Source organism: Citrobacter sp. MGH106 (genome assembly GCF_001037495.1).
Classification (GTDB): Bacteria; Pseudomonadota; Gammaproteobacteria; order Enterobacterales; family Enterobacteriaceae; genus Citrobacter; species Citrobacter murliniae.
In genome coordinates this window covers 3,794,535-3,812,186 of sequence record NZ_KQ089822.1, presented here as the reverse complement: position 1 = coordinate 3,812,186, position 17,652 = coordinate 3,794,535, and the positions used below count along the sequence as shown (strand labels likewise).

The 17,652-nt window shown below is 51.6% G+C and carries 18 protein-coding genes; 13 read left to right on the top strand and 5 right to left on the bottom strand.

Annotation, left to right across the window (positions count from 1 at the left end; all coding sequences use genetic code 11):
• Window positions 1-72: 72 nt before the first annotated feature.
• On the bottom strand, window positions 73-1,104 hold the full coding sequence (gene rsmC / locus SK36_RS17755; protein ID WP_048222128.1) for a 16S rRNA (guanine(1207)-N(2))-methyltransferase RsmC: 1,032 nt from the start codon (window positions 1,102-1,104) through the stop codon (window positions 73-75).
• A 155-nt stretch (window positions 1,105-1,259) separates the two neighbouring features.
• On the opposite strand from rsmC, the gene holD reads away from it, so the two are divergent.
• The 8 genes from holD (at window position 1,260) to SK36_RS17720 (ending at window position 7,747) form a co-directional block, all read left to right on the top strand.
• The gene (gene holD, locus SK36_RS17750) at window positions 1,260-1,673 is read left to right on the top strand and encodes a DNA polymerase III subunit psi (RefSeq protein ID WP_045439461.1); all 414 of its coding nucleotides are present in this window, start codon (window positions 1,260-1,262) and stop codon (window positions 1,671-1,673) included.
• The gene (gene rimI, locus SK36_RS17745; RefSeq protein WP_048222126.1) at window positions 1,642-2,088 is read left to right on the top strand and encodes a ribosomal protein S18-alanine N-acetyltransferase; all 447 of its coding nucleotides are present in this window, start codon (window positions 1,642-1,644) and stop codon (window positions 2,086-2,088) included. Before holD ends, rimI begins: the two co-directional genes overlap by 32 nt.
• Before the next feature lie 17 nt (window positions 2,089-2,105).
• Window positions 2,106-2,783, top strand: a complete 678-nt coding sequence (yjjG, locus tag SK36_RS17740) for a pyrimidine 5'-nucleotidase (RefSeq protein WP_045449431.1) — start codon at window positions 2,106-2,108, stop codon at window positions 2,781-2,783.
• Window positions 2,784-2,875: 92 nt separating this feature from the next.
• Window positions 2,876-4,465 (top strand): peptide chain release factor 3, encoded by a 1,590-nt coding sequence (gene prfC / locus SK36_RS17735; protein ID WP_045439466.1) that lies wholly within the window; start codon window positions 2,876-2,878, stop codon window positions 4,463-4,465.
• Window positions 4,466-4,870: 405 nt separating this feature from the next.
• Window positions 4,871-5,488 (top strand): molecular chaperone OsmY, encoded by a 618-nt coding sequence (gene osmY, locus SK36_RS17730; protein ID WP_045439469.1) that lies wholly within the window; start codon window positions 4,871-4,873, stop codon window positions 5,486-5,488.
• Window positions 5,489-5,617: 129 nt separating this feature from the next.
• The gene (locus SK36_RS23970) at window positions 5,618-5,779 is read left to right on the top strand and encodes a DUF1328 domain-containing protein (protein ID WP_003019081.1); all 162 of its coding nucleotides are present in this window, start codon (window positions 5,618-5,620) and stop codon (window positions 5,777-5,779) included.
• A gap of 121 nt (window positions 5,780-5,900) precedes the next feature.
• Window positions 5,901-6,974: a patatin-like phospholipase family protein gene (locus SK36_RS17725; RefSeq protein WP_048222123.1), complete on the top strand. Its 1,074-nt coding sequence runs from the start codon at window positions 5,901-5,903 to the stop codon at window positions 6,972-6,974.
• Window positions 6,971-7,747, top strand: a complete 777-nt coding sequence (locus tag SK36_RS17720; RefSeq protein WP_048222121.1) for a metal-dependent hydrolase — start codon at window positions 6,971-6,973, stop codon at window positions 7,745-7,747. The genes SK36_RS17725 and SK36_RS17720 overlap by 4 nt, the downstream gene beginning before the upstream one ends.
• 33 nt (window positions 7,748-7,780) lie before the next feature.
• On the opposite strand, the gene SK36_RS17715 is transcribed toward SK36_RS17720, so the two are convergent.
• Together SK36_RS17715 and SK36_RS17710 are read right to left on the bottom strand one after the other, a co-directional pair.
• On the bottom strand, window positions 7,781-8,644 hold the full coding sequence (locus tag SK36_RS17715) for a YjjW family glycine radical enzyme activase (protein WP_048222119.1): 864 nt from the start codon (window positions 8,642-8,644) through the stop codon (window positions 7,781-7,783).
• Entirely contained in the window at window positions 8,616-10,166 is a 1,551-nt protein-coding gene (locus SK36_RS17710) for a YjjI family glycine radical enzyme (protein ID WP_048222118.1), read from the bottom strand. Before SK36_RS17710 ends, SK36_RS17715 begins: the two co-directional genes overlap by 29 nt.
• 272 nt (window positions 10,167-10,438) lie before the next feature.
• On the opposite strand from SK36_RS17710, the gene deoC reads away from it, so the two are divergent.
• The 4 genes from deoC to deoD all read left to right on the top strand — a co-directional run bounded on the left by deoC (window position 10,439) and on the right by deoD (window position 14,793).
• Window positions 10,439-11,218 carry a deoxyribose-phosphate aldolase gene (gene deoC, locus SK36_RS17705; protein WP_197086132.1) on the top strand — a complete coding sequence of 260 codons (780 nt, stop codon included), beginning with the start codon at window positions 10,439-10,441 and terminating at the stop codon, window positions 11,216-11,218.
• 107 nt (window positions 11,219-11,325) lie between these two features.
• A complete protein-coding gene (gene deoA, locus SK36_RS17700; RefSeq protein WP_045439487.1) occupies window positions 11,326-12,648 on the top strand; it encodes a thymidine phosphorylase in 1,323 nt (440 codons plus the stop codon).
• 51 nt (window positions 12,649-12,699) lie between these two features.
• Window positions 12,700-13,923 carry a phosphopentomutase gene (gene deoB / locus SK36_RS17695; protein ID WP_045439490.1) on the top strand — a complete coding sequence of 408 codons (1,224 nt, stop codon included), beginning with the start codon at window positions 12,700-12,702 and terminating at the stop codon, window positions 13,921-13,923.
• A gap of 150 nt (window positions 13,924-14,073) precedes the next feature.
• Window positions 14,074-14,793 carry a purine-nucleoside phosphorylase gene (gene deoD, locus SK36_RS17690; RefSeq protein ID WP_000224864.1) on the top strand — a complete coding sequence of 240 codons (720 nt, stop codon included), beginning with the start codon at window positions 14,074-14,076 and terminating at the stop codon, window positions 14,791-14,793.
• Window positions 14,794-14,883: 90 nt separating this feature from the next.
• Here deoD and lplA read toward each other — a convergent pair whose 3' ends face one another.
• Together lplA and SK36_RS17680 are read right to left on the bottom strand one after the other, a co-directional pair.
• Complete coding sequence (lplA, locus tag SK36_RS17685; RefSeq protein WP_048222115.1) at window positions 14,884-15,900, bottom strand: lipoate--protein ligase; 1,017 nt, start codon at window positions 15,898-15,900, stop codon at window positions 14,884-14,886.
• A gap of 22 nt (window positions 15,901-15,922) precedes the next feature.
• Window positions 15,923-16,564, bottom strand: coding sequence for a YtjB family periplasmic protein (locus SK36_RS17680; RefSeq protein ID WP_045439500.1), 642 nt, complete (start codon window positions 16,562-16,564; stop codon window positions 15,923-15,925).
• Between the two features lie 115 nt (window positions 16,565-16,679).
• Between SK36_RS17680 and serB the strand changes: the two genes are divergently transcribed.
• Window positions 16,680-17,648, top strand: coding sequence for a phosphoserine phosphatase (gene serB / locus SK36_RS17675; protein ID WP_045439503.1), 969 nt, complete (start codon window positions 16,680-16,682; stop codon window positions 17,646-17,648).
• Window positions 17,649-17,652 lie beyond the last annotated feature (4 nt).

The following is a 17,652-nucleotide window of genomic DNA, read 5'->3' as shown; positions in this document are numbered from 1 at the left end:
TCAATAGTTAATTGTGCAGTCTGGGTTGATTGGTGCAAAAACGGCCATGTAAATGGCCGTTACATATTCCAGTTATGCTTTCTTCGCCTGACGCGTCATCACGGTACGGTACACTTTAAAACGTCCGGTCTGGGCGATGACTTCATGGAAGCCAAACATTTCATCCAGCACTTTCGGGTAAGGCAGGAATGCGTTGGCCACAATACGCAATTCACCGCCGCTGTTCAGATGACGAACCGCCCCGCGAATTAACGTTTGTGCGGCATCAAGACTGGTCTGCATACCGTCGTGGAATGGCGGGTTAGAGATGATCATATCAAAGCGCCCGGTCACATCGGAAAAGACGTTACTGGCGAGAACATCACCTTCAATACCATTTGCGGCCAGCGTTGCGCGGCTGGCTTCAACCGCAGATGCGCTGACATCGCACAGCGTTAAACGAACTTTCGGTGAATGGCTGGCTAATGCGACGGAGAGTACGCCTGCGCCACAGCCAACATCCAGAACTTTACCTTTGGTGTGCGGTGTCAACGTTGACAGCAGCAACTGGCTGCCCACATCCAGGCCATCACGGCTGAACACACCAGGTAGCGTTTTGATGGTCAAATTGTCAACGTTGTACTCATCCCAGTATTTTTCGGCGTCAAAGACTGGCTGTTTTTCCAGACGACCGTGATAGAGGCCACAGCGGCGCGCACTGTCGACTTTATTCAGCGGTGCGTATTCGGCCAGCATTTGTTCTGCGCTGCGTACGCCACTGCGGTTCTCACCGACGACAAAAATATCGCTGCCCACCGGCAGTAGCGACAGAATATTCATCAGCTGAAATTGGGCTTCCGGCTTATTTTTGGGCCAGTAGTAAATTAACGTATCGCTATCTGCGATGTCTTCGGCCTGTGCGACGAGGCTAAAGCGAACGTTGTCACCCATCTGACGGTTTAATACCTGCCAGTGGTGGAGTTGTTGGGTATGCGCCCGGCTGGCGGCGCTTTCGAAGTGGGCTGGCAGGTCATCTTGCAAATCACCGGCAAACAGAATACGGCTTTGTTCGAAATCATCACTGTGGCGCAGCAAGACTTCACTTGCCGGGGTAAAAGCAGACATGGAGTGCTCCTCAATTTATACAGGTTGCGATTATATACACAAAATCATTCAAGCTGTATCAAGGCGGCCTGCGGGATGACGTGTATCGTTGTTTGTTGGCGCTGATTCGACAGATTTGCTATATTTGCGCCCCTGATAGACAGGAGTGTTTCGCTATGACATCCCGACGAGACTGGCAGTTACAGCAACTGGGCATTACGCAGTGGTCGCTGCGTCGTCCTGGCGCACTGCAGGGCGAGATCGCGGTTTCAATTCCTGCGCATGTCCGTCTGGTAATGGTTGCCGCGGAGTTACCCGCGCTAACCGAACCGTTGATGAGCGATATTTTACACGCATTGACCGTCAGTCCGGATCAGGTTTTACAACTGACGCCTGACCGTGTCGCCATGCTACCACAAGGCAGTCGCTGTAATAGCTGGCGGCTGGGTACCGAAGAGCCTTTGCAGTTGGATGGCGCTCAGGTCGCCAGCCCGGCGTTTAATGAATTACGGGAAAACCCAGCGGCACGTGCCGCTTTATGGCAACAAATCTGCGCATATGAACACGATTTCTTCCCTCGGTCCGACTGATTTACCCACAGCATTTCAGATTGAAAAACGCGCCCATGCATTTCCATGGAGTGAAAAAACATTTGCCAGCAACCAGGGCGATCGTTACCTCAATTTTCAGCTCACAGTTGACGGAACGATGGCCGCCTTTGCAATTACGCAGGTGGTGCTGGATGAAGCTACGCTGTTCAATATTGCCGTCGACCCTAATTTTCAGCGTCGAGGTTTAGGACGCGAACTACTGGATCATTTGATCGATGAACTGGAAAAGCGGGGGATTCGGACGCTGTGGCTCGAGGTGCGCGCTTCGAATGCTGCGGCTATCGCGCTATATGAAAGCTTAGGCTTTAACGAAGCGACGATTCGTCGTAATTACTATCCGACAGCCGACGGTCACGAAGACGCCATTATAATGGCATTGCCAATCAGCATGTAAGACAAGGTGTAATGATGATGAAGTGGGACTGGATTTTCTTTGATGCCGATGAAACGTTGTTCACATTTGATGCGTTTACCGGCCTACAGCGGATGTTTCTCGACTATAGCATTACCTTTACCGCTGAAGATTTTCAGGACTATCAGGCCGTGAATAAGCCACTGTGGGTGGACTATCAAAACGGTGCGATAACGTCATTACAACTGCAGCATGCTCGTTTCCAGAGCTGGGCTGAGCGCCTGAACGTGCCGCCTGGCTCTCTGAACGACGCTTTTATTAATGCGATGGCGGAGATTTGCTCCCCGCTACCGGGCGCTGTTTCGCTCTTGAATGCGATTCGTGGCAAAACGAAAATTGGCATTATTACCAACGGCTTTACCGCATTGCAGCAAATCCGCCTTGAGCGTACGGGTCTGCGAGACTTTTTCGATCTGCTGGTCATTTCTGAACAGGTTGGTGTGGCAAAACCCGATCCGCGTATTTTTGATCATGCACTGACGCTGGCGGGCAATCCTGATCGCTCTCGAGTACTTATGGTGGGTGATACTGCGGAGTCAGATATTCTTGGCGGTATCAATTCCGGACTGTCCACCTGCTGGCTAAATGCACACCATCGTGAGCAGCCTGTGGGCATTCAGCCGACCTGGACGGTTGCGTCATTAAGCGAACTGGAGCAACTCCTGTGTAAACACTGATTGCCTCCCCCCTGTTGATGGGTAAAATAGCCGCAATTTTTCGTATTCAACATGCCCGGCCTGATGCCGTGCTTACCTAAGAAGATTTGACTATGACGTTGTCTCCTTATTTGCAGGAGGTGGCTAAACGCCGCACTTTTGCCATTATTTCTCACCCGGATGCCGGTAAAACGACTATCACCGAAAAGGTGCTGTTATTCGGACAGGCTATCCAGACCGCCGGTACGGTAAAAGGCCGTGGCTCCAGCCAGCATGCGAAATCTGACTGGATGGAGATGGAAAAGCAGCGTGGTATCTCCATTACTACCTCGGTAATGCAGTTTCCGTATCATGACTGTCTGGTGAACCTGCTGGACACCCCTGGGCACGAAGACTTCTCTGAGGATACTTACCGTACGCTGACGGCGGTGGACTGCTGCCTGATGGTCATCGACGCCGCAAAAGGTGTTGAAGACAGGACCCGTAAGTTGATGGAAGTTACGCGTCTGCGTGATACCCCGATCCTGACCTTTATGAACAAACTTGACCGTGATATCCGCGATCCGATGGAACTGCTGGATGAAGTGGAAAACGAGCTGAAAATCGGCTGTGCGCCGATTACGTGGCCGATTGGCTGCGGTAAATTGTTCAAAGGCGTGTATCACCTTTATAAAGATGAGACCTACCTGTACCAGACCGGTAAAGGCCATACCATCCAGGAAGTTCGTATTGTCAAAGGTCTGAATAACCCGGATCTCGACGCGGCAGTGGGTGAAGATCTGGCTCAGCAGTTGCGTGATGAGCTGGAGCTGGTTCAGGGGGCTTCTAACGAGTTTGACCATGAGCTGTTCCTGGCGGGTGAAATAACACCGGTTTTCTTCGGGACCGCACTGGGTAACTTCGGTGTAGACCATATGCTGGACGGTCTGGTGGAGTGGGCGCCAGCGCCAATGCCACGTAAAACCGATACCCGCGTAGTTGAAGCCTCAGAAGAGAAGTTCACTGGTTTCGTCTTTAAAATTCAGGCCAATATGGACCCGAAACATCGCGACCGCGTGGCGTTTATGCGTGTTGTTTCCGGAAAATATGAGAAAGGCATGAAAATGCGTCAGGTGCGCATTGGTAAAGATGTGGTTATTTCAGATGCGCTGACCTTTATGGCTGGAGATCGTTCTCACGTGGAAGAAGCGTATCCAGGCGATATCCTCGGTCTGCACAACCACGGCACCATTCAGATTGGTGATACCTTTACTCAGGGCGAAATGATGAAGTTCACCGGTATCCCGAACTTCGCACCGGAGCTGTTCCGTCGTATTCGCCTGAAAGATCCGTTGAAGCAAAAACAGCTGTTGAAAGGTCTGGTTCAGCTTTCTGAAGAAGGTGCGGTGCAGGTCTTCCGTCCGATTGCCAATAACGATCTGATCGTTGGTGCGGTCGGTGTGCTGCAGTTTGATGTGGTCGTTTCACGCCTGAAAAGCGAGTACAACGTTGAAGCGATTTATGAGTCGGTCAACGTGGCAACTGCGCGCTGGGTAGAATGTACAGACGTGAAAAAATTCGAAGAATTTAAGCGTAAAAACGAAGTTCAGCTGGCGCTGGATGGTGGTGATAATCTTACCTATATTGCCCCTACCATGGTTAACCTGAACCTCACCCAGGAACGTTATCCTGACGTTACGTTCCGTAAAACGCGCGAACACTAATCGACCTTCCAGGGTGCGGCTTCTGCCGTACCCTGCGACTTTCCCTGCCTTTTTAATCCCTTACGGAATGTTCTTAAATCCCGCATTTTATCTTCGTTTTGTCTGTTTTTTAATCTGTTTGGTCAGCGACTTCGAAATTGTGATCTATATTTAACAAAGTGATGACATAAGTGTCGGCTTTAAATGCCATGCAAATATATGTTTATGGTTGTTAGAACTGATATTTATTTTTATCACGATATTAATAACTGGTTCGGGTTGTCGTCGTGCAGAACATCAATGTGAGTACTGTTGATTGTGATGGCGACCATTGACTTCTGAATTGAGTGATTTTCGCCACATTCAGCAATGCAGCACATGTGCTGCCAATGCTCGAATTATGAGCAAAAAAACAGGATTAAATCGATGACAATGACAAGACTGAAGATTTCTAAAACGCTGCTGGCCGTGATGCTGACTTCTGCTGTTGCAACGGGTTCTGCTTTTGCAGAAAACGCGACAATGGACAAAGCGCAATCCGGTCTTGAAAGCGCGGGGCAGAAAGTCGATAGCTCTATGAACAAAGTCGGTAATTTCATGGATGACAGCTCCATCACTGCAAAAGTAAAAGCCGCGCTGGTGGATCACGAAAGTATTAAGAGCACCGATATCTCCGTCAAAACAGACCAAAAAGTGGTTACGTTAAGTGGGTTTGTTGAAAGCCAGGCCCAGGCTGAAGAAGCGGTGAAGGTAGCGAAAGGCGTTGAAGGGGTGACCTCCGTTAGCGACAAACTGCACGTTCGGGATAGCAAAAGTACGACTGTAAAAGGCTATGCGGGCGATACGGCAACCACCAGCGAAGTGAAAGCGAAACTGCTGGCTGATGACATAGTCCCTTCCCGTAAAGTGAAAGTAGAGACTACCGATGGTGTAGTTCAGCTTTCCGGAACCGTCGATTCACAGGCTCAAAGCGATCGTGCTGAGAGCATCGCCAAAGCCGTTGATGGCGTGAAAAGCGTCAAAAACGATCTCAAAACTCAGTAATTCGACTTAATTCGCCTTCCCGATGTTTGTCGGAAGGCGTGTTGTGCACCACACTAAAAAATATCGCAAAAGGGCGGCCTGAGCGTCCATATCAAGCGGTTGACATTAACTATGGTAAAGGAGAAGCGTATGTTTCGTTGGGGCATCATATTTCTGGTTATCGCGTTAATTGCCGCCGCTCTGGGATTTGGTGGACTTGCGGGTACCGCTGCAGGTGCGGCAAAAATAGTCTTCGTGGTCGGGATTATCCTGTTTCTGGTTAGCCTGTTTACCGGTCGTAAACGACCCTAGCGCGTAAACCGTAAAGAAAAATTGCTACCAAGCCAGTCCAGTGGACTGGCTTTTACGGTTTTAGCGATGAGCAAATTGCGTTACTTTGTCGTTCTATCACAAAAAATACAGGAAGGCAGAGGTGGGGCAGAGAATACCCGTCACGCTCGGTAATATTGCGCCGTTATCGTTACGTCCGTTTCAACCTGGCAGTATGGCGCTGGTGTGCGAAGGCGGAGGACAAAGGGGGATCTTTACTGCAGGCGTACTGGATGAGTTCATGCGTGCGCAATTCAATCCCTTTGATTTCTACTACGGGACTTCCGCTGGCGCGCAAAATCTTTCGGCCTATCTTTGTAATCAGCCCGGTTACGGACGCAAAGTTATTATGCGTTACACCACAAAGCGTGAGTTCTTTGACCCGGTGCGATTTGTGCGCGGGGGAAATCTTATCGATCTCGACTGGCTGGTGGATTCAACATCGACGCAGATGCCGCTGGCGATTGATAACGCAGAGCGCCTGTTTGCAGCGGGAAAAGCTTTTTACATGTGCGCCTGTCGGGGAGATGACTATAGCCCGGGCTACTTTTCACCTACCCGACAGAATTGGCTCGACCTTATCCGCGCCTCCAGTGCTATTCCGGGATTCTATCGTTCGGGAGTGTTGCTTGACGGTGTCAACTATCTGGATGGGGGAATTAGCGATGCTATCCCCGTGCAGGAGGCGGCAAAGCAGGGGGCAAAAACGTTGGTGGTGATCCGCACCGTGCCCTCGCAAATGTACTATACGCCACAGTGGTTCAAGCGGATGGAGCGCTGGCTGGGGGAAAGCAGCTTGCAACCGTTGGTGAATTTAGTTCAGCATCATGAAACCAGCTATCGTGCTATTCAGAATTTTATTGAAAAACCGCCCGGTAAGCTGCGTATCTTTGAGATCTATCCGCCAAAACCGCTGCACAGTATGGCGTTAGGTAGCCGTATTCCGGCACTGAGAGAAGACTACAAAACAGGACGCCTTTGCGGTCGTTACTTTTTGGCTACCGTGGGTAAGTTGTTGACGAAAAATACGCCGTTGCCGCGCCAGACTCCGAAGATTGTGGTGCCGGGGCCGGTGGTGGTCCCTCCTGCACCGGTTGCCAATGATGCCCATGCCCCGCTGGTTACCCACGCACCCCAGGCCAACGATACGACATTCAATAATGAGGATCTGGCGTGAGTTATCGTTTTATCGATACGCATTGTCATTTTGATTTTCCGCCCTTTGTCGGTGATGAACCTGCCAGTATCCAGCGTGCCGCTGAGGCCGGGGTGAACAGCATCATTGTCCCGGCCACTGAGGCGGTGAATTTTTTCCGCGTGCTGGTGTTAGCACAAACCTATCCATCGTTGTTTGCCGCATTGGGTCTGCACCCCATTGTTATTGAACATCACGACGGCGACTGTCTGGATAGACTGCAACAGGAACTGGAAAAACGACCGCAGAAAGTAGTTGCCGTCGGAGAGATCGGACTGGATCTGTGGCGCGACGATCCGCACTTCGACAAGCAGGAATGGGTACTGGAGGCGCAGCTTAAGCTGGCGAAACGCTACGATATGCCGGTGATCCTGCATTCGCGCCGCACCCATGACAAGCTGGCGATGCATCTTAAACGCCACGCCCTCCCGCGAACCGGTGTAGTACACGGTTTTGCAGGAAGCATGCAGCAGGCGGAGCGCTTTGTTCAATTGGGCTATAAAATTGGCGTGGGCGGGACCATTACCTATCCACGCGCCAGTAAAACGCGTGAGGTGGTGGCGCAGTTACCGCTGGAAGCATTGCTGCTGGAAACCGACGCGCCGGATATGCCGTTAAACGGTTTTCAGGGCCAGCCTAACCGCCCGGAACAGGTGGTCCGGGTGTTTGATGTTTTATGTGAATTGCGTCCAGAGCCAGCGGACGTGATTGCTGATGTGCTGTATCGCAATACGACCGCGTTGTTTACCCTCTGATGGCCGGATAAGGCGTAGGCGCTATCCGGCAATTCACAAATATAACGCTGGATAAATCAGATTATCCACCCCGCGCTTGCGTAATTCTTTCGCCAATTGCTCCACATCCTCCGGCGTTGCGTTCGCCCACGCTTTGGCTTCGCCATATACGCCATGCGCATGGAATGCATTAAGCCGCACCGGTACGCGTCCCAGTTGGGTAATAAACGCCGCCAGTGGTTCGATATGATGCAGATAATCCACCTGACCGGGAATGACCAGCAGGCGCAATTCCGCAAGTTTTCCCCGCTTAGCCAGAAAGAGAATACTGCGCTTGATCGTCGCATTATCGCGCCCGGTAAGCTGCATATGGTATGCGCTGTCCCAGGCTTTGAAATCCAGCATTACACCGTCGCAAACCGGTAACAGCTTCTGCCAGCCGGTTTCGCCAAGCCAGCCGTTGCTGTCCACCATGCAGGTCAGGTGCTGTAACTGCGGATCGGCTTTGATCGCTGAGAATAGCGCAATCACAAAGGGGAGTTGAGTTGTGGCTTCCCCACCGCTGACGGTGATCCCCTCAATAAACAATGATGCCTTACGGATGTGGCGTAGAACCTCATTGACGCTCATGGTCTGCGCCATCGGTGTCGCCTGCTGTGGGCACATTTGCAGGCAGGTATCACATTGCTGGCAAATATCAGAATGCCACACCACTTTACTCATATTCAGGCTTAGCGCCTGATGTGGACACTGCGGAACACATTCCCCGCAATCGTTGCAGCGTCCCATCGTCCACGGGTTGTGGCAATTTTTACAGCGCAAATTACACCCCTGTAAAAAGAGGGTCAGACGACTGCCTGGCCCGTCCACGCAGGAGAAAGGGATGATCTTACTGACCGAAGCGCATCTGCTGTTCATGGCTTACCACACGAGGTTGTCGATCCAGAATACGCGTATTGCGGGCGGCTTCTTCACCCAGCCAGGTGGTATTGGTGCGAGAGCCTTCGGCGCGATATTTTTCCAGATCGGACAGGCGCACCATATAACCGGTCACGCGTACCAAATCGTTACCACTCACGTTGGCCGTAAACTCACGCATACCAGCTTTAAACGCCCCGAGGCAAAGTTGTACCAACGCCTGAGGATTGCGTTTGATGGTTTCATCCAGCGTTAAAATATCGCTGATCCCGGCGTGATAATACGCGTGGTGTGGTGCAACGGTTTGCAGATGGGTGATAGGATCCGGCTCATCGCCATAAGGCAGACGCGCACCCGGCGTGGTGCCAATATCAGAACTGATACCCGACTGCGCATGCAGCATCGCGCGCTGCTTCCAGCCATATTTTACTGGTGTGTTTTCCACAAAGTCAGCAAGCTGGGCGCTGATACGATAGCCCATCTCATTAGCACTCTCATCCTTCCCGTAGCGGGCGCTCAGGCCGGCCTTTTCACAAAGCAGGTTTACCGCTTCCGCCAGACCGTACATCCCAAACATTGGTACAAAACGTTTGGGATCAATCAACCCTTCCTGCACCAGGAAGCTATTCTCAAAGAAATGTGATTTCTCGTAGAGGAATTCACATCGTGAATCAATGATGGCGATTTGCTGCTGACAGTAGTGCGGTAGAGTGCGCGTAAAGAAGTCATCGACAGACGTGCTGCGCTCTGCGATGGCTTTCAGATTGAGTCTGACCAGCGTACTTCCTCCCCCAGCGAGAGGCAGGGAGTTGTAACAGCTGACCACGCCATAGTGGCCTTTTGTGAAAATTTTATCATTTTCAGGGCCGTTGGAAATGTGTGGTTTGCTGCATTCGCAAATATTTTTCGCTACGTTCAACAGAAGATCGTCAGGAGTAATTTGCGGATCATAAATAAATGTCAGATTAGGGGAAACCTGCTTTAACTCTGCATCTGCACGTAAAATTGCTCGCGTAACTGGTGTGTCAGCAGGACCGATGTTGGCATGCATAAACGCATCTGGCAGCGTTCTGTCGAGATAACGCCAGAAACGTTTTATTCGAATGTCGATCTCTTCTTGTGTTAGAATTCTAACATACGGTTGCAGCAAAGCGTCGATCTGCCCGAGGTAGACCGGCATCGAGGTTACTGACGGAACATGGTGGTACAGGATGGTCAGCAAGGATAATGCGTCATCAAGATCCTTTGCGCCTTCCAGTTCCAGCCATGATGAACCGTTGGCCAGAAAACGAGCGTAATCGGGTAAAACATAGCGCGGCTTGAACGGGGCATGACCTTCATACATATCGCAGATAACCCCGTCATCCAGCGCCTGGCGGGCCTCAACAGGCAAATGGGGATAAGGTAGAGCGTTCTCTGCCTCCAGCGCCAGAAAATGGCGTTTCTGTTCAGGGCTGAGCACCGGACTGGTCACGATTTGTTGGCAACGCTGTTGCAGCGCGAGTTCAGGGGACGTGGGCATCGTTGGTTCCTTTATGTGCCGAATAGGAGCTGAAGGTTAAGTGTCATTGTAGGAAGCTGTACAACATCAACCTTTGATCCGGATGTGGCTGAAGCCATCACATCCTGCCGGTAAAGGTTATTTATTTGAAGTAGATCTCATTAGAGTAATGCAAATCTGTATGTGGTTTTCATTAACTGTGATGTATATCGAAGTGTAATAGCGAGTGGATGTTAGAATACTAACAAACTCGCAAGGTGAAATTTTATACGGCGATGCCGTTGGAGAATGTTATGACCGATTTAACAGCAAGCAGCCTGCGTGCACTGAAACTGATGGATCTGACTACCCTGAATGACGACGACACGAATGAAAAAGTGATCGCGCTGTGTCATCAGGCTAAAACCCCGGTTGGTAACACGGCAGCAATCTGTATTTATCCGCGTTTCATCCCTATTGCTCGTAAAACTCTGAAAGAGCAGGGCACGCCGGACATCCGCATTGCCACAGTGACAAACTTCCCGCACGGCAACGACGACATCGAGATTGCGCTGGCAGAAACCCGCGCCGCTATCGCTTACGGTGCGGACGAAGTTGACGTGGTATTCCCGTACCGTGCGCTGATTGCTGGTAACGAGCAGATTGGTTTCGATCTGGTTAAAGCCTGTAAAGACGCATGTGCTGCGGCAAATGTGCTGCTGAAAGTGATTATCGAAACAGGCGAACTGAAAGAAGAAGCCTTGATTCGTAAAGCCTCTGAAATCTCCATCAAAGCCGGTGCTGATTTCATCAAAACCTCTACCGGTAAAGTACCAGTAAATGCGACGCCGGAAAGCGCACGCATCATGATGGAAGTGATCCGCGATATGGGTGTGGAAAAAACGGTTGGCTTCAAACCGGCTGGCGGCGTACGTACTGCGGAAGACGCACAGCAGTTCCTGGCTATTGCGGACGAACTGTTTGGTGCTGATTGGGCTGATTCCCGCCACTACCGCTTCGGTGCATCCAGCCTGCTGGCTAGCTTGTTGAAAGCGCTGGGTCACGGTGATGGTAAGAGCGCAAGCAGCTACTAAGTTTCAATTGCCCATCGTAGGCCGGACAAGGTGTTAGTCACCCTCCGGCATCAATACGACTTGCCGGGTGGCATCTTGCTTACCCGGCCCATAATCGGGAGGTTACCTTGTTTCTCGCACAAGAAATTATTCGTAAAAAACGTGATGGTCATGCGCTGAGCGATGAAGAAATTCGTTTCTTTATCAATGGTATTCGCGATAACACCATCTCTGAAGGGCAAATCGCCGCCCTGGCGATGACTATTTTCTTCCACGATATGACAATGCCAGAGCGTGTTTCGCTGACCATGGCAATGCGTGATTCAGGAACCGTGCTGGACTGGAAGAGTCTGCAACTGAACGGCCCGATTGTGGATAAACACTCTACCGGTGGCGTGGGTGACGTAACGTCACTGATGTTAGGCCCGATGGTCGCTGCATGCGGTGGTTATATTCCGATGATCTCCGGGCGTGGTCTGGGCCATACCGGTGGTACGCTTGATAAACTGGAAGCCATTCCGGGATTTGACATCTTCCCGGATGACGCTCGATTCCGTGAAATTATTAAAGACGTGGGTGTTGCGATTATTGGTCAAACCAGCTCGCTTGCACCGGCGGATAAACGTTTTTATGCCACCCGCGACATTACCGCGACCGTGGACTCCATCCCACTGATTACTGGCTCTATTCTGGCGAAAAAATTGGCGGAAGGGCTGGATGCATTGGTGATGGACGTGAAAGTAGGCAGCGGTGCCTTTATGCCGACCTATGAACTTTCGGCTGCCCTTGCCGAAGCGATTGTTGGTGTGGCGAATGGTGCGGGTGTGCGTACTACCGCACTGTTAACCGATATGAATCAGGTGCTGGCCTCCAGCGCCGGTAACGCGGTAGAAGTTCGCGAAGCTGTACAGTTCCTGACGGGTGAATACCGTAACCCGCGTCTGTTTGACGTCACCATGGCGCTGTGCGTGGAGATGCTGATCTCCGGCAAACTTGCGAAAGACGATGCTGAAGCCCGCGCCAGGTTGCAGGCGGTACTGGATAACGGTAAAGCGGCGGAAATTTTTGGTCGCATGGTTGCGGCGCAGAAGGGACCGACCGATTTTGTCGAAAACTACGCGAAGTACCTCCCGACGGCAATGCTCAGCAAAGCGGTATATGCTGATACCGAAGGTTTCGTTAGCGCGATGGATACCCGTGCACTGGGTATGGCGGTAGTTTCCATGGGCGGCGGTCGCCGTCAGGCATCTGACACGATTGATTACAGCGTCGGCTTTACTGATATGGCGCGTTTGGGTGACAGCGTAGATGGACAACGTCCGCTGGCAGTGATCCACGCCAAAGATGAAGCCAGCTGGCAGGAAGCGGCGAAAGCCGTCAAAGCGGCAATCAGCCTTGACGACAAAGCGCCAGAAATTACACCGACAGTCTATCGTCGTATTACCGAATAACTGTATACTGATCTGATCGCTTTTTTGCGGCGCAGATGTATGGAGAACAAGATGAAACGTGCATTTATTATGGTGCTGGACTCCTTTGGTATTGGTGCGACTGAAGATGCGGATCGCTTTGGCGACGTAGGTTCAGACACTATGGGACATATTGCAGAAGCCTGTGCGAAGGGCGAAGCTGACAATGGTCGCAAAGGTCCGCTGAATCTGCCTAACCTGACCCGTCTGGGCCTGGTGAAAGCTCACGAAGGTTCTACCGGTAAAATTGCGGCCGGTATGGACGGCAATGCGGAAGTCATTGGTGCTTACGCATGGGCGCATGAACTCTCTTCCGGGAAAGACACTCCGTCTGGTCACTGGGAAATCGCTGGTGTTCCGGTTCTGTTTGACTGGGGCTATTTCTCCGATCATGAAAACAGCTTCCCACAAGAGCTACTGGATAAACTGGTAAAACGTGCCAACCTGCCGGGCTATCTCGGTAATTGCCACTCTTCCGGTACGGTGATTCTGGACCAACTGGGCGAAGAACATATGAAAACCGGCAAGCCGATTTTCTACACTTCGGCTGACTCCGTATTCCAGATTGCCTGCCATGAAGAGACCTATGGCCTGGATAAACTCTACGAGCTGTGCGAAATCGCACGCGAAGAGCTGACCGAAGGTGGTTACAACATTGGCCGCGTTATCGCGCGTCCGTTTATCGGCGATAAGGCCGGTAACTTCCAGCGTACCGGTAACCGTCACGACCTGGCCGTCGAACCGCCAGCACCGACGGTACTGCAGAAACTGGTTGACGAGAAAAAAGGCCATGTCGTATCTGTTGGTAAAATTGCGGACATTTACGCGAACTGCGGTATCACTAAAAAAGTGAAAGCGACGGGTCTGGACGCACTGTTCGACGCAACGATTAAAGAGATGAAAGAAGCGGGTGATGAGACCATCGTCTTCACTAACTTTGTCGACTTTGACTCCTCCTGGGGACACCGCCGCGACATCGCCGGCTATGCTGCAGGTCTGGAGCTGTTCGACCGCCGTCTGCCTGAGCTGATGGAGCTGGTGGGGGAAGATGACATTCTGATCCTGACCGCTGACCACGGTTGCGATCCGAGCTGGACTGGTACCGATCACACCCGTGAACACATTCCGGTGCTGATCTATGGCCCGAAAGTAAAACCTGGTTCTTTAGGTCACCGTGAAACATTCGCGGATATTGGTCAGACGCTGGCAAGCTACTTCGGTACGTCGCCAATGGACTACGGTAAAAACATGCTGTAATACCCGTTGTCTTTCGCGCCGTAGGCTCGTTGACTTCATTCGTTCACCCCGGTCACATAGTGAATCTATGCTCCTGTGGTGAACGAAATAGCCGCCTTCCTACAACGTGAAATCCTTAGGGTATTTCCACTATTTAATTAAGGATAATTTATGGCAACTCCACATATTAATGCAGAAATGGGTGATTTCGCTGACGTCGTATTGATGCCTGGCGACCCGCTGCGTGCTAAGCACATTGCTGAAACTTTCCTCGAAGATGTCCGCGAAGTAAACAACGTTCGTGGCATGTTAGGTTTCACCGGTACTTACAAAGGCCGTAAGATCTCAGTTATGGGTCATGGCATGGGTATCCCATCCTGCTCTATCTATACCAAAGAACTGATCACCGATTTCGGCGTGAAGAAAATCATTCGCGTGGGTTCCTGTGGTGCGGTGCGTATGGATGTCAAACTGCGTGACGTGGTAATTGGTATGGGTGCATGCACCGATTCCAAAGTTAACCGTATCCGCTTTAAAGATCATGATTTTGCCGCTATTGCTGATTTCGACATGGTGCGTAACGCTGTTGATGCTGCAAAAGCTCTGGGTGTAGATGCGCGTGTTGGCAACCTGTTCTCCGCCGATCTGTTCTACTCCCCGGACGGCGAAATGTTCGACGTAATGGAAAAATACGGCGTGCTGGGTGTGGAAATGGAAGCTGCGGGTATCTACGGCGTTGCGGCTGAGTTTGGTGCGAAAGCGCTTACCATTTGCACCGTATCTGACCATATCCGTACTCATGAGCAGACTACTGCTGCTGAGCGTCAGACGACCTTCAACGACATGATCAAAATCGCGCTGGAATCTGTTCTGCTGGGCGATAAAGAATAAGTTCGGTTTGTGCCCGGTGACGCTTTGCTTACCGGGTCTATAATACTGCCGGATAAGGCGTAGCCTCCATCCGGCAGTTATCTCAATTGCTTAACGCACTGCTCTGGCAATCCATGCCGAAAGCTCCCGGAGTTCTTCTTTCTGGTCCGGGAAGTCGACCAACAATGCCTCGCACTCATGCTGCAACATATCAGCGCGGTACAGACATCCTTGCAGACGATTCGCCAACGCTTCTAACGGGGCGGGGTTGAGGCTGTCAGTGAAGGCCTGCGCGCGGGTAATATGCCCTTTTTCAACGTCGAAATGCAGTTCTACGCCGCCCCAGGTGAAGCGCTCATCCAGCAGATGCGAAAAAGCAGGAGCCTGGCCAAAATTCCACTCCCAACTGCTCTGGCGAGCGAAAGTTTCGGCAAAATTCGGCAGATCCGGTGTTTTGTCGGGAGAGATAATCTCTGCTTCTACACGTTCACCGTAGTGGGCAAAAAAGGCATCGGTTACTGCCTTGCACACCTGTTCATGGGTGACGCCCGGCAGCAATTCAGTAAGATTCGCAACGCGTGAGCGTACGGAGGTAATCCCTTTGGCGGCGAGTTTCTTTTTATCCGGATTTAGATAGTTAGCCAAACGGCTGAGATCGGCATTTAACAGCAGTGTGCCGTGGTGGAAGCCACGGTCTTTGGTTTCCCGATAGGCAGAGCCAGAGACTTTGCGATCGCCCTCGGCTGTTTTGACGACCAGATCGTTGCGCCCGGATGCATCAGCATCGACTCCAAGAGAAGCTAATGCATTGAGTACGATAGTGGTGGATATGGTTTTGTCGTATTCTGGTTTGCCTGCCATAAAGGTAAAGCAAGTATTACCCAGATCGTGAAACACCGCGCCGCCGCCGCTGCTGCGACGTGCAAGCCGGACGTTGTCTTCTTCCATGCGCCGGGTATTGCACTCTTTCCACGGATTTTGCGCCCGGCCAATGACTACCGTATCAGCGTTGCGCCATAAAAACAGAACGCGCTGCGTAGCGGGCATTTGACGAAAAATGCACTCTTCAACGGCCAGGTTAAACCATGGATCGTAAGAGTCAGAGATGAGCAGGCGTAATGTTGTCATGGTCGATTTCCTTTCTGGTAAATTACTCTTTTTTCTCAGTGTCTTCTTCCTGTACCGGTTTGTTGGCGGTAAGCAGGAACGGGGATTGTTGCCAACGGGTACGCTTGCCTTGAAGTAGTGTTCGGGTTAACACTACACCAATAGCCAGTGACAGAAGCAGCATCAGGCGTAGAATGTTGGTGGTGTTATCCACCTGCTTCGCCTCAGTGGCGAGTGTGTGGGTATCAAGCGTCAGGCGTAGATAGCCCAGCGGGCCGTTTTTCCCCTGAATGGGTTCGACAATCTGCTGATTAAAATAGCCACCGGCTTTTTTACCGTCCAGCGCCAGCCGATCACGTACATCCACGCTCTCACCGGCATGTGTAATGAGATCGCCCTGTTCATCATAGACTCCCGCATCCAGAATACGGCTCTCTTCGGTGAGCTGATGTAGTACGAAAGCAATACGTTTCTCATCCGGTGTTTCGGTTCGCATCAGTGGTGCGACGTTTAACGCGACCTGGCGAGCCAGCGTGCGAGCCAATTCTTCCAGCTGTGGGTTACGCTGCTGTTGATGGCTTTGACTAAACCATGATGCGCCTTGCATGAGTGCGACGAGTAGCGCGAGGCAGGACAATACAATCACTGCACGATGAAGTCGGAATTTCAGTTTTGCGCGAGCCATATTCCACCTACTGAAAATTTGAGGCTTAATGTTGCCAGAAGCGCTGGTTACAAGGTAGCCTCATGCGTTATTTTCCCTGGATGATTCCGACCCGAACGATTTTACAGGAGCTTTAATGCCTAACATTACCTGGTGCGATCTACCTGAAGATGTCTCTCTGTGGCCAGGTCTGCCCCTCTCTTTAAGTGGCGATGAAGTGATGCCGCTGGATTACCACGCGGGCCGGAGTGGCTGGCTGCTGTATGGTCGTGGGCTGGATAAACAACGCTTAACGCAATACCAAAGCAAGCTGGGAGCGGCGATGGTTATTGTGGCAGCCTGGTGCGTCGAAGATTATCAGGTCATTCGCCTGGCAGGGTCGTTAACACCGCGTGCGACAAAACTGGCGCATGATGCCAAACTGGATGTTGCGCCACTGGGCAAAATCCCGCATTTGCGCACGCCTGGTCTGCTGGTGATGGACATGGACTCAACCGCTATCCAGATCGAGTGTATAGATGAGATCGCTAAACTGGCGGGAACCGGTGAGATGGTTGCGGAAGTGACGGAGCGTGCGATGCGTGGTGAGCTGGACTTCACCGCCAGCCTTCGTAGCCGTGTCGCGACCCTCAAGGGCGCTGACGCAAACATTCTGCATCAGGTGCGTGAAACTCTGCCCCTGATGCCCGGCCTGACGCAACTGGTGCTGAAGCTGGAAACTCTCGGATGGAAAGTGGCTATCGCCTCTGGGGGGTTTACCTTCTTTGCGGAATACCTGCGTCAAAAACTGCGGCTGACTGCAGCGGTGGCGAATGAGCTGGAAATCATGGACGGTAAATTTACCGGCAACGTGACTGGCGATATCGTCGATGCCCAGTACAAAGCTAATACCCTGACTCGACTGGCACTAGAGCATGAAATCCCTATAGCGCAAACGGTCGCGATTGGCGATGGTGCGAACGATCTGCCGATGATCAAAACGGCAGGGTTGGGTATCGCTTACCATGCTAAACCGAAAGTGAATGAAAAGACGGAAATCACTATCCGTCATGCCGATCTGATGGGGGTGTTCTGCATTCTCTCCGGCAGTATGAATCAGAAATAACGAG